The sequence below is a fragment of the Paraburkholderia sp. CI2 genome (assembly GCF_014201055.1).
GTDB lineage: Bacteria > Pseudomonadota > Gammaproteobacteria > Burkholderiales > Burkholderiaceae > Paraburkholderia > Paraburkholderia tuberum.
The window spans coordinates 37,728-50,387 of sequence record NZ_JACHDL010000012.1 but is presented as its reverse complement, the minus strand read 5'-3'; the positions used below and the strand labels follow the sequence as shown (position 1 = coordinate 50,387).

General features: G+C 65.0%; 11 protein-coding genes. 2 read left to right on the top strand and 9 right to left on the bottom strand.

All coding sequences use genetic code 11. The features are described from left to right. The first annotated feature begins 50 nt into the window (after window positions 1–50). Both HDG32_RS18035 and HDG32_RS18030 read left to right on the top strand, forming a co-directional pair. Complete coding sequence (locus HDG32_RS18035) at window positions 51–1,013, top strand: PDR/VanB family oxidoreductase (RefSeq protein WP_184069510.1); 963 nt, start codon at window positions 51–53, stop codon at window positions 1,011–1,013. A gap of 231 nt (window positions 1,014–1,244) precedes the next feature. After that, entirely contained in the window at window positions 1,245–2,357 is a 1,113-nt protein-coding gene (locus tag HDG32_RS18030) for a PAS domain-containing protein (RefSeq protein WP_184069508.1), read from the top strand. Window positions 2,358–2,520: 163 nt separating this feature from the next. Here the strand turns inward: HDG32_RS18030 and HDG32_RS18025 are convergent, their stop codons facing one another. The 9 genes from HDG32_RS18025 to HDG32_RS17985 all read right to left on the bottom strand — a co-directional run bounded on the left by HDG32_RS18025 (window position 2,521) and on the right by HDG32_RS17985 (window position 12,659). Beyond that, window positions 2,521–3,600 (bottom strand): tartrate dehydrogenase, encoded by a 1,080-nt coding sequence (locus HDG32_RS18025; protein WP_184069506.1) that lies wholly within the window; start codon window positions 3,598–3,600, stop codon window positions 2,521–2,523. A gap of 252 nt (window positions 3,601–3,852) precedes the next feature. Continuing rightward, window positions 3,853–4,830, bottom strand: a complete 978-nt coding sequence (locus tag HDG32_RS18020) for a N(4)-(beta-N-acetylglucosaminyl)-L-asparaginase (RefSeq protein WP_184069504.1) — start codon at window positions 4,828–4,830, stop codon at window positions 3,853–3,855. Window positions 4,831–4,877: 47 nt separating this feature from the next. Further along, entirely contained in the window at window positions 4,878–5,942 is a 1,065-nt protein-coding gene (locus HDG32_RS18015) for a PotD/PotF family extracellular solute-binding protein (protein WP_184069502.1), read from the bottom strand. Window positions 5,943–6,069: 127 nt separating this feature from the next. Further along, window positions 6,070–6,990, bottom strand: a complete 921-nt coding sequence (locus HDG32_RS18010; protein WP_090810843.1) for a LysR substrate-binding domain-containing protein — start codon at window positions 6,988–6,990, stop codon at window positions 6,070–6,072. 74 nt (window positions 6,991–7,064) lie between these two features. Further along, entirely contained in the window at window positions 7,065–8,312 is a 1,248-nt protein-coding gene (locus HDG32_RS18005; protein WP_090810841.1) for an amidohydrolase family protein, read from the bottom strand. A 66-nt stretch (window positions 8,313–8,378) separates the two neighbouring features. Then, window positions 8,379–9,569: a Xaa-Pro peptidase family protein gene (locus tag HDG32_RS18000; RefSeq protein ID WP_184069500.1), complete on the bottom strand. Its 1,191-nt coding sequence runs from the start codon at window positions 9,567–9,569 to the stop codon at window positions 8,379–8,381. Between the two features lie 73 nt (window positions 9,570–9,642). After that, complete coding sequence (locus HDG32_RS17995; RefSeq protein ID WP_184069498.1) at window positions 9,643–10,530, bottom strand: ABC transporter permease; 888 nt, start codon at window positions 10,528–10,530, stop codon at window positions 9,643–9,645. Between the two features lie 3 nt (window positions 10,531–10,533). Next, complete coding sequence (locus HDG32_RS17990) at window positions 10,534–11,595, bottom strand: extracellular solute-binding protein (protein ID WP_090810835.1); 1,062 nt, start codon at window positions 11,593–11,595, stop codon at window positions 10,534–10,536. Between the two features lie 11 nt (window positions 11,596–11,606). Beyond that, window positions 11,607–12,659: an ABC transporter ATP-binding protein gene (locus tag HDG32_RS17985; RefSeq protein ID WP_184023850.1), complete on the bottom strand. Its 1,053-nt coding sequence runs from the start codon at window positions 12,657–12,659 to the stop codon at window positions 11,607–11,609. Between the last annotated feature and the right edge of the window lies 1 nt (window position 12,660).

Below are 12,660 nucleotides of genomic sequence, written 5' to 3'. Positions count from 1 at the left end.
CGCGCCGCATCCGCTCCTTTTCTCCGGATTCAGAAGTCAAGGAAGTCAACATGAACGCCCGCGAATCGATCGCTGTCGACGTCGTCGCCGTCGAGCAACTCACTCCACTCATCAAGCGCTTCACGCTCGCACTGCCCGACGGCGCGCCACTGCCCGCCTTCAACGGCGGCGCCCATGTGCTGGTCTCCATGCAGGACGGCGAAGCGTGGCGCCACAACGCGTACTCGCTGCTGAGTTCGCCGCACGACACGCGCCGGTATCAGATCGCCGTGCGCCGCGAAGAGACCTCGCGCGGCGGGTCCGCCTTCATGCACGAACAGGTCGAAGCGGGCACACGCCTCGCTATCGGCTCGCCCGCCAACCTGTTCGAGCTTGCGAGCGGCGCGAAGCGGCATGTGTTCATCGCGGGCGGCATCGGCATCACGCCTTTTCTCGCGCAGCTCGCCGAGCATCGGCCTGAAGATCTCGAGCTCGAACTGCACTATGCATTCCGCAGTCCCGAGCACGGCGCATTCGTCGACGAACTGAAGGCTGGCCCGCACGCGGCCAACGTGCACTGCTATGTGGAAAGCGAGGGCCAGCGTCTCGACCTGCTCAAGCTCTTCAAGAGCCTGCCTACCGACGCGCATGTTTACGTGTGCGGCCCGCAGGGCTTGAACGACGCCGTCTACGCGAACGCCGCGCTGCTGGGATGGCCGAAGTCACAGCTGCACTCGGAGCAGTTCGCCGCTACCGACACCGGCGGCAAGGCGTTCACCGTGCTACTCGCGAAGTCGGGCATCGAGCTCGAAGTGGGCGAGGACGAGACCATCCTCAAGGCCATCGAGCGCGCGGGCGTGACGGTGGAGTCGCTGTGCCGCGAAGGCGTGTGCGGCACCTGCGAAGTGGCGATCCTCGAAGGCGAGGCCGATCATCGCGACCAGTATCTCGATGACGACGAAAAAGCCGCGCAGAAGACCATTCTGCTATGCGTGTCACGCTCGCGCACCCGACGCCTCGTGATCGACCTGTAGGCTGGCCTCCACGACGCGGACTCCCGCGAGAGCGCTGCAGCGCCTGACGGAACGGCCCTCCCGCCGATCCGTTAAACTAGCGAAAGATAGGCGCTCGCACGCATTGTCCCGGCCGCGCGCCCCATTCATCATCGGCGGCATAGGCCCCGGGCCCTTCTTTCGGGCCCGGGGCCTATGCCGCCCTTTTCGCCTGATCCGTTCGACCGCGCGATACGTCATAGAGGGAAATGGATGTCCGAGGATACGTTCGCGTTCCGTCTGAAAGTACTGCTCGAGCACAAGAAGCTGAGCTTGCAGCAAGTGGCCGACGCCGTCGGCATTTCACGACCCGCCGTGCACAAGTGGACCCGCGGCGGCGAGATCGATTATTCGAACCTGCGCCGCCTCGCGGCGTTCCTCGACGTGAACTGGGTCTGGCTCCGCTACGGCGACGAAGCCGTAAAGGACCTCGGCATCGCAGGCAATACGGAACTGCCCATGACCGACCTGCGCCGCCGCTACACCGCCGAGATCATGTCGAACGAAGCGCGCATGAAACAGGCGCAGGAGTCGGCCGGCATCGTGACGTGGGAATGGAATCTGGTTACCGACGAGCTCATCTATTCGAGCAATTGCGCGAAGCTTTATGGCCGCGAGATTCACACCAACGCCGAGTTCTGGGAGATCCTGCACCCCGAGGACGCGATCTGGCTGAACGAAGGGTCCCTGAAGGAACTCGTTGCGAGCACGGCGCCGCGCGTGTGGGACTTCCGCATCATTCTTCCCGACGGGCAGATCCGCTGGATCGAGTCACGCGTCGCCATGCTGCTGGACGATGCCGGGCGTCCCGTGCGTGTGGTGGGCACCACCATCGACGTCAGCGCGCGCAAGCAAGCGGAGCGCGCGTTGGAAAGCCGCCTGCAGTTGCTCAACGACGCTGCGCGCATCGCGGGTTTCGGTGCATGGCGCTGGCTGCGCGCGCAGGACGAATTGATCGTGTCGGACGAGTGGTGCCGCCTGTTCGGCGTCGATCCGGCCAGGGCGCCACGACATTTCGTCGAACTTTCGCAGCACATTCATTCCGACGACCGCGCGGCGCGCGAAGCGAGTGTGAATGACGCGCTCGCGCATCGCGCGGACTATCGCGTGCTGTATCGTGCGTTGTTGCCCGACGATACGTGGCGGCTGGTGGTGGAGCAAGGCTACGCGCGTGTCGCGCCGCACGGCGAGGATGTGTGGCTCACGGCACTGTGCCGCGCGGCGCAGCCCGCCGACATGACGGCGGCCGCGACCACGGGTGCGCAGCCGGCCGCCGAAGAAGCCGCGGCCACCGGAAGCGCGCCGTTCGGCATCGGCGCGCGCTAAATCCGGGCGATGAACGTTCGCTAAATCCGGGCGATGAACGTTCGCTAAATCCGGGCGATGAACGTTCGCTAAATCCGGGCGATGAACGTTCGCTGAATCCGGGTGACGAGCATTCGTCAAAGATAACGGGGTGTCCCGCAGGAACACCCCGCGCGCTTTGCGCTCAAAGCGCGGCGGCGACAGCCTTGCCGACGTCCGCCGTGTTCGCCGCGCCGCCCATGTCCGGGGTACGCGGCCCTTCCACCAGTACGTTCTCGATGGCCCGCATGATCGCGTCGTGCGCCGCCTTGTATTGCGCGTCGCCGTTGCCGAGGAAGTCGAGCATCATCGCACCCGACCAGATCATCGCGATCGGATTGGCAATCTTCTTCCCAAAGATGTCCGGAGCCGAACCGTGCACCGGCTCGAACAACGACGGGAACTTGCGCTCGGGGTTCAGGTTGGCCGAAGCCGCGAGACCGATCGTGCCCGTGCACGCGGGGCCGAGATCCGAAAGAATGTCGCCAAAGAGGTTCGACGCCACGACCACGTCGAAGCGATCCGGCTGCAGCACGAAGCGCGCACACAGGATGTCGATGTGCTGCTTGTCCCACTTCACGTCGGGGTACGCTTCGGCCATCGCAGCCACGCGCTCATCCCAGTACGGCATGCTGATCGAGATGCCGTTGGACTTCGTGGCCGCCGTAAGTTTCTTGCGTCCGCGCGTGTTCGCGAGCTCGAACGCGTACTGAAGGATGCGGTCCACGCCCTGGCGCGTGAACACCGACTCCTGGAGCACGAACTCGCGCTCCGTGCCTTCGAACATCTTGCCGCCCACGGCGCTGTACTCGCCTTCGGTGTTCTCGCGCACGACGAAAAAGTCGATATCCCCGGGCTTGCGATTCGCGAGCGGGCACGGCACGCCGGGCAACAGACGTACCGGCCGCAGGTTCACGTACTGATCGAACTCGCGGCGGAACTTCAGCAGCGAACCCCACAGCGAAATGTGATCGGGCACCTTGTCGGGCCAGCCCACCGCTCCGAAATAGATCGCGTCGAACTCCTTGAGCGTGGCGAACCAGTCGTCCGGCATCATCTTGCCGTGCTCCAGGTAGTAGTCACAGCTCGCCCAGTCGAAATGCGTAAATTCCAGCTTCAGATCGAACTTCGCGGCTGCCGCCTCCATCACACGCACGCCCTCCGGCATCACTTCCTGGCCGATGCCGTCGCCGGGAATCGCGGCGATTCTGAATGTCTTGCTCATGTCTCGTTCTCCGTTGCACGGCGCGCCTCAATGGGTGCGCGCTCGATGAGTGCAAGCATGCCTCAAAGGGCGCCGGAAATTAGCCGCTGTAGCGTTGAGACATTGAACACGATGCGTGAATAATCGTCCGCGAGGCCGGGCCTCCATCGCTACGAGGTCTTTGCCCGCCTGATTCGACCTGAACGAACCGTCGGATCGAACTTATCCGTCCGCGCAATGCGTGGACGGCCACATCGGCACTACGCGTCGCCCTCAAACGTCGGTATAAACCTGCATCGCAATCCGCTTGCTCTGCGGCTCACCCTCCGAGATCCGGATCAGCTCGCAAGCACGGCTCTCCGGCTGCGCCATGACTGGCGTCCACACCCAGTAGTGATTGCCCGGCAAGCCATTGACCGCCACCACGCGGTGATTGCCCGCGGCATCGATCGCATGGATCGTCACGCGGCTGATCAAGCCGCCCTTGAGCGCGCGCATATCGTCGACCGCTTCGCTGACCGCGCGCTCGACGCTCATGCCCATTTTCATGTAGAGCACCACCGCGCGCGCCGTGCCGGCGCGGATCGTCATCTCGCCCGCGCCCGTGCAGGCGCAGGCGCCGTAACGGCTATCGGCATAGGAGCCCGCGCCGATCACGGGGCTGTCGCCGAGACGGCCCGGATATTTCCAGCCCCATCCCGATGTACTCGTGCCGCTCACGACATTGCGGGCGCTGTCGAGCGCAAGAAAAACGGTCGTGTCCTTGCCGATCTCCGGATCGACCGCGTCGTGGCAATAGCGTTCGAGCGGCACGTTCGGCCACGCGGCCCTGTCGGTCGCGCTGACTTCGCCGTCGAACCAGCGCGCGTATGCTTTGCGCGAATGTTCGGCGAGCAGCTCGCAGCGCTCCGCACCCGTTTCGGCCGCATAGCGCGCGGCGCCCTCGCCGATCAGCAGCTCGTGCGGCAGCCGCTCCATCACGGCACGCGCGACGCTGACCGGATGCCTGAACCCCTTCAGGCCGCCGACCGCGCCGGTCCGCAGCGTCGAGCCATCCATCACCGACGCATCGAGCTCGACTTCGCCGAGCAGATTCGGCCAGCCGCCACGCCCGACCGTGCGCACCTCTTCGTCATCTTCGACGAGCCGGATGCCAGCCTCGACCGCGTCGAGACCGACACGGCCATTGCGCAGCAGCTCCGCGGCCAAGCCGATGCCGGATTTACCTTCGTTGTTGGTCAGAATGATCATGTGTTCAGGTCTTGCAGCCAGAATAATGCGGAGCCTCAGCGCCAGAATCAAAGTCCAGCGCGGAAATCCTTGTTCCAGAAGTCGAGCATTTCCGTCTTGTGTTTCATCAGCATCGCGAAGTCGACCGGCACGATCCGCTCCAGCTCCTTGCCCGAGAAGCCCACCGCCTGTTGCAACGACGGCGGCAGGTTCGCGTTCGCGATCGTCGGCGCGTAGCCCATCGATTCGGCGAACGCGCGCTGGGAACGCGGATCGAGCATCGCATTCAGATAGGGAAACGCGCAGGCGGACGATTTACTGCCCGCGGTGACCGCGGCCTCGAACGTGGCCGGTAATGCGCCCTCCTTCGGGAACACGTAGTCGACCGCGAGGCCCGCCTTTTTCCACTGCAGCGTGCGCGCCTTCCACGTGACGGTCACGACGATCTCGCCGCTCTTGAGCGCCGACGCCAGTGCATCGACCGACGGATACACTCGCGGCGATGCCTCGCGCAGCGCGCGCAAATACTTCTGCCCGAGCGCGAGATCGCCCGCTTGCCCACCCGATGCAAGCGCGCCCGCGAGCGTCAGATAGTCATACTGATCATCGACCAGGCCGATTTTGCCCTTGAATTGAGGGTCCAGCAGCGCGGCGAGACCGTCCGGGCGCGTGCGCACCCTGTCGGTATCGTAGACGAGCACGAGCGCGCTGAAGATGTGCGGGACCGCGTAGCTGCGACGAAATTGCGGAATCACGTTGGCAAGGTTCGGCAGCAGCGCGTCATCGAGTTTCGCGGTCGTGCCTTCGGAGTACATCTGGAACATGTCGTTATCGCGCAGCAGCGCGACATCCAACGTGCTGCGCCGGCCGTGTGCTTCGGCGCGCATCGTGGTCTGCCGCGCGAGCGCACTGCCGACCGCATAGGTGATCGCATCACCGGTAGGCGTCACCAGCGAATCGATGTTCTGTTGCAGCAGGCGTTGATAGTCGCCTCCCCACGTGCCGACCACCACCTGACCGGAACACGCACCGGCCGCATTGGCTTTCAACGCGAACGGACCCAGCGCGGAGGCGGCGACGAGCGTCCCCGTCGATCGAAGAAAACGGCGGCGTGGCTGGTTGATGTGATTCATACACTCGCTCCAGGAGAAATGCGTTTTCGAAAAGAAGCCGCAAAGGACGACGCCGGGCCTCAGTGGCCCGATCGGTGTTTCATCGGATAGGTTCGGAACGCCGCTGCCGCCGCGAAGCGGCAATCGGTCAGCTCGCTGCCGTCAAACGCGTATTCACGGCCGCCAGCACTTCTTCGAGCGTCTCCTCCATCACCTTCGACAATTCGTCGAGATGCGGAGCCGGCGCGGCGCCATGCGGCGTGATCTTCAGCGTATAGAAAGGCATTGCGTGCTCGAAGCGGCGCAAGATCAGATTCGAGTCGAGAAAGTCGTACGCCGACACCGGATGCAGCAAACCAATGCCGAGGCCTTCCTTGACCATCGTCGCGATGTTGACCGAATACGGCGCGGTCGCCACCACCTGCGATTGCAGCTGACCGGTCGCGAACACCTGATCCATGCCCCAGCGCACGAGGTCCGGCAGATCGTACGACACGATCGGCTGATTCCGCAGATCCGCCACCTTGATGACCTTGCGCTTGCCCAGCGGATGACCGGCCGGCAACGCGCAGATCGCGTCGAGCTGCGCGAAGGCGGTCGAATCGGTGCCGGTCACGTCGACCGTATTCGTGACGAGACCGAGCGCGAGTTGACGCGACACCACCTGATCGCGAATCAGCGACGATGCCCCGGTCGTCAACGCAATCTGCACGGCCGGATGCCGGCGATGAAAGTTCGCCACGACGCGCGCAAAGTAGCCGAGCCCGAACGATACGACCGAGCCCACGCGAATCACCGCGGTCGACGGATTGCGCAAGCTCAGCGCGAACTCGCGGATGTTGTCCAGGCCGGCATAGCGCCGCTCGACTTCCTCGAACAGCGCCAGGGCTTCGACGGTCGGTTCGAGCCGGCCGCGGCTGCGATCGAACAGCGTGAGACTGGTCGAGCGCTCCAGATCGGTAATCAGGCGGCTGATGCCCGACTGCGAAGTGCCGATGACCTGCGCGGCGCGGGTCGTCGTGCGCGTGAGCATCAGCGCCCTGAATGCGTCGATGTGCCGAAAGTCCATCCGTTCTCTCCGGATTGCATGGGCCGCCGGCGCTTCCCGCTGTCAACCTCGCTCGCAAGGGAGCGCTGCGCATGTCACGCCGGCAAATCAAAGGCATGGATTCTACCGCCCTTCATCACGACCGGAATGCGCTCGCCCTGCCCCAGCAGACAGTCGAGCGACGCAAGCGGATTGCCGTCGACGACGAGCATGTCGGCGTGCGCGCCTGCCGTGATCTGCCCGAGCTGCCCGACCTGGCCGAGCACCTGCGCGCCGACCACCGTTGCGCTACGCAGGATCTCGAGCGGCGTCAGCACTTCGCTGCGCAAGCGGAATTCATCGCTTTGCAGACGCTGCGATTCGCCGAGCAGATCGCTACCGAAGCCCATCGGCACGCCCGCCGCGCGGAAGATTTCGAGCGAACGCAGGCCCGCCTGGCGCACGCTCCCGATCTTCGCGACGCTGTCGGCGGGCAGGCCGAGCGCTTCGCCTTCGTTCGCGAGCGCGTCGTAGGTGACGAGCGTCGGCACCGCGAACGCACCGTGCTCGGCCATCACCCGCGCAGCCGCTTCGTCGACCAGATTGCCGTGCTCGATCGTGCGAACGCCGCAGCGTACCGCGCGCGCGATCGCCTCGGCCGTGTACGCATGCGCGAGCACGTAGGTGCCGCGCGCCCGCGCCTCGTGGACGATCGCCCTGATCTCGTCTTCCGAATAGCCCCATGCGCCGACCGGATCGGTGGGCGAGGCGACGCCGCCCGAGGCCATGATCTTGATCTGGTCGGCACCCATCTGCAGCTCTTCACGCACCGCGCGACGCACGGCATCGACGCCGTCGGCGACACGCGATATCGCGCCGACCCGCGCGCAACACGCGCATGGGCTATCGGTGCCGATGTAGTCGCTGCGGCCGCGCATGTCGCCGTGTCCGCCGGTCTGGCTGATCGCGCGGCCCGATACGAACAGGCGCGGACCTTCGGCGAGCCCCTGTTCCAACGCCTGTTTGAGCGCGAAGCCCGCGCCGCCCGCATCGCGCACTGTCGTGAAGCCACGCCGAAGCATGCCTTGCAACAACGGCAACGACTTCAGCGTGACCAGCACGTTCGGCAAGTTCACCTGTGCCGCGAGATTGAGCTGCGTCGCATGCACGTGCACGTGCAAATCGATCAGGCCAGGCATCAGCGTCTTGCCGCGCAGGTCGATTTCGCGTGCGGACGCGCTGCGGATCGGCCGGTCCGAGACCTCCTTGATGCGTCCGTTTTCCACCAGCACCGCGTGGTCCTCACGCAATTCGCCGGCAGCCGGATCGAGCAGCGCGCAGTGCGAGAACAGAATCGACTCCATCAGGTCTCCTCCCGGTACAAGATCCGGGTCATCTCCAACGTTGAAGGGTGTCGCGCGCTGCGCGACTCAATCGATGGTCGCGTGCGCAAGCGTGCGCGGGGTCTTCGTGAGCAGCTCCGGCGTCGGGCCGGTCACGACCGAATCGTCGAGCCGGAAACCGCCGAGGCCGTACACATAGATGCCGGGCTCCGCCGAGTACACCTCGTTGTCCAGCAGCGCGCGGTGATTGAACGCCATGTCGTCCGGATACTCGTGACCGATGATGCCCATGCCATGCCCCGTGCGATGACGGATGTACTTCGCGCAGCCGGCCTGCTCGATCACCGCCTGCGCGGCCGCGTCGATACCCGAAACCGGCTGACCCGTGACGGTCGCCGCGACGGCCGCCTCGTTGGCCGCGCGCGCGACCTCATGAAAACGCGCCTGCTCGGCGCCCGGTTTGCCGCAGAACCAGGTGCGCTCGTTCTCGATCACGAGACCGTTCAAACGCGGAATCACGATATTGACGAGACCGTCGCCCGCCTTGATCTGGGCGCCGCACGACGCACCGTCGCCGTGCGGCGACGCCGATGCCGGTCCCGACAAGGTCCAGCAACGCATCACTTCGAGGTTCTCGCCAGGAAAGCGGCGCGCGCCTTCGGTCACCATCAGGGCGGCCATCTGATAGTCGAGTTCCTGAACGAGCCGTCCGGGGCGAATGTTCTCGCGATAGCGGTCCTGCACCCAATCGGCGAGGCTTGCGGCGGCCCGCATGATGGCAATCTCCTCCCGGTGCTTGACCCAGCGCAACGAGCGCAGCTCGGCGAGCATCGGCAGGAACTTCGCGTCCGGCAGCAGCGCCGCCGCGCGGCCGAGCGGACCGCCGGCGGCTTCGACGCCGATTCGCGATGCGCCAAGCCCGGCGGCACGCAAACGCGCGGCGATCAGTTCCGGGACTTCCGCGAGTAGCGGCTGCCGCTCGACCACGCGCGGATGCTCGGAGTAGAACGAGATATCGTCGAGCCACAGATGTCCGCGCTCGCGCGCCATCATCACGTGATGCGTCGACAGCTCGTTCATGATCGCGAACGGCTCGCCCGACAGCGGCACGCACACGGCGATCGGCCGCTCCCAGGTCTGCACGTCGACGTGGAAATTGGTCGCCCACTGGAAGAAGTCGGCGGACGTGAAGATCAGCGCATCGACTCGCTGGCGTTCCATCAGTTTTTGCATCAGGTCGTGACGGTAAGCGCGAGTCTTGTCGGTGAGGATTGGCATCTGTCGTTCCTTCAGGAAGAAGAATTAAGGAGAGGCGCATCCCACCCACCAGCCCGCGGCGCGCCCTGCCAGTTCAGGTCATCATCGTCTTCGCGTAGCGCCGCTGGATGATCCAGTGCGACAACAGCGCCAGCGCAAACGTGACGACCATCGATACGATCGACAGCACGGCCCCGAACGGCCAGTTGTTCGCCTTGGCGATCTGGTCGTAGATTGCCGGCGTCATCATCGTGATGCCGGTGCCGCCGAGCAGAACCGGTGTCGCGTACGCGTTCATGCACAGAATGAACACGAGCATCGTGCCGGCCGCGACGCCGGGCGCCGCGATCGGCAGCACGACGCGCGCGAGCGTCTGAGCGAAGCTCGCGCCGAGATTGCGCGCGGCTTCCTCGATCGAGAAATCGAGGCCTTCGAGCACGCTCTGCAAGGTCAGGATCATGTACGGCAGAACCACGGCGGTGGTGCCGGCCACCACCGCGAACGGCGTATACAGCAGCCGCACCGGTTGATCGACGAGGCCGAGCGCCATCAGCATCGCATTGATGAAACCCGCGTTGCCGAGCATGACCATCCAACCCGCCGCGCGCACGACGTTGCCGACCAGCAGCGGAAACACCAGCAGCATCACCAGCTGACTCTTGAAGCGGCTCTGCGTTTTAGCAAGCACATAGGCGACCGGAAAACCGAGTACGAGCGACAGCGCCGTGCACAGCGCGGCCACCTTGATCGTGGTCCACAGCACCGCGTGGTAGTACGGATCGGTCAGAAACTGGACGTAGTTCTCGAGCGTGAACGCCGCCTGCATCATCTGGACCGAGTCGAAATGATTGAAGCTGTAGCGCACCAGTTGCACGCCCGGCAGCACGATCACGAATAGCACGACCAGCACGGCGGGCGCAGCGAGCAGGCCCCCGGCGAAGTCGCGGCGCCGCGGCGCGGCGTTCAGTGCGCTCGTCGTCATGGTTCAAAGTCCCGGCTTGAATTCCTTGTTCCAGAAGTCGAGCAGCGCCGGTTTTTCCGCAGTGAAACGCGCGTAGTCGACTTTCACGAGGCGATCGAGCTCGGCATTCGTGAAGCCGACGCTCTGTTGCAGCGTCGGCGGCAAGGCCGCATCGGTGACGGTCGGCGCATAGCCCATCGTCTCGGCGAAGCCGACCTGCGCGCGCGGATCGAGCATCGCGTTCAGATAGTTGAAGCCGCACGCACGCGTCGGCGCGTTCTTCGGCACGGCGGCCTCGAACGTGACCGGCACGCCGCCCTCTTTCGGGAACGCGTAGTCGACCGGCACGCCGCCTTTCTTCCACTGCAGCGCGCGCGCTTTCCACATGCAGGTCATCCAGATTTCGCCGCTTTTCAGCGCCGCCGCGACCGTTTCGTTCGACGGATAGACCTTCGGCTGCTGCTTGCGCACCTCGCGCAGAAACTGGATGCCGGCCGCCGTGTCGCCATTGTGCTGGCCCGCCGCGAGCGAAGACTGCAGCACGTTGAAGTTGTACAGAATGTCGGAAAAACCCACCCGTCCCTTCAATTTCGGATCGAGCGCGACCGCGAGCGAATCGGGCTTCGCCTGAAACTTCTCCGGGTTGTAGACGATCACCATCGCACTGAAGATGTGCGGAATCGAATACGGGCGGCGCAGCGCTTCGATCGTGCGCGCCGAGTTCGGCACCAGTTTCGTGTCGAGCGGTTCGAGCACCCCAGAACGGTTGACGTCGAACATGTCGATGTCGGCGAGACAGGCGACGTCGAGCGAACCGTGACGCGACATCTTCTCCGCGCGCAGCTTCGTCATGCGGCCGATCTGATCCGCCGAGTCGTACGTGACGCGACCGCCAGCGGCCTCGATGATCGGCTTGCCGATGTTCTGTTCGAGCAGGTTCAGATAATCGCCGCCCCACGTGCCGACGACGACGTTGGGGCAAGCGTCGGCCGCCAGCGCCGTACGCGGATCGAAACCGAGCGACGGAGCGACGAGCAGACCGGAAGCAGCTTTCAGAAACGTGCGGCGCGTGATGGGATAGCTCATTTTATGGTCCTTCAGGCGGAAAAAAGCAGGCAGTCTTCGGTTCTGAAGCACGCGTGCAGCGTGTCGCCCGGCGACCATGCGCCGGCACCGGCGTGCGCGGTGTTCGGCACGAGCGCGACGAGGCTCTGGCCGCGCTCGCTCGTGAGGCGCAATTCGACGGTCGCGCCGAGATAGATCCGGTCGGCCAGCCGGACCGGGATCGACACTTCGCTGTGCTCGGGCGCCGCGGCGAGACGCAGGCGCTCGGGTCGGATGCCGAGCGTGTTGGCATTGCGCGCGGCCGCGTTGACCGTGATCTTTTCGCCGTTCGCGGTGATGAACTGGCCGTTGTCGACGTGGCCCGCGAGGAAATTCATGCGGCCCAGGAAGCTCGCGACGAACGGATTGGCGGGCCGCTCGTACAACGCGTCCGCGCTGCCGATCTGCTGCACGCGTCCGTCGTGCATGACGGCCACGCGGTCCGCCATCGCAAGTGCTTCCTCCTGATCGTGCGTGACGAAGATCGTCGTGAGACCGAGACGCTGCTGGAGCGCGCGAATTTCTTCTCGAACCTCGACGCGCAGCTTCGCGTCGAGATTCGACAACGGCTCGTCGAGCAGAAATACGTCGGGCCGGATCGCGAGGGCGCGCGCAATCGCGACGCGCTGCTGCTGGCCGCCGGACAACTGCCGGGGATAGCGTTCGGCGAGCGAGCTCAGCCGCACCATGTCGAGCGCCTCGCGAATGCGCGTGTCGCGCTCCGCCTTCGGTACACGCCGCATTTCCAGACCGAACGCGACGTTCTGCGCGACGGTCATGTGCGGAAACAACGCATAGCGCTGAAACACCATGCCGGTATTGCGCTTGTCGGGTGCGAGCCGCGTGACCTCGGTGTTGCCGATCCAGATTTCGCCGTCGCTCGGCTCGACGAAGCCCGCGACCATGCGCAGCGTCGTCGTCTTGCCGCAGCCGCTCGGGCCGAGGAACGCGACCAGCTCGCCCTCGGCGATATCGAACGACACGTCGGCGACCGCGGTCGTCGCACCGTACTGCTTGCGCAGATTGCGCAGGGATACCTGAGCCATG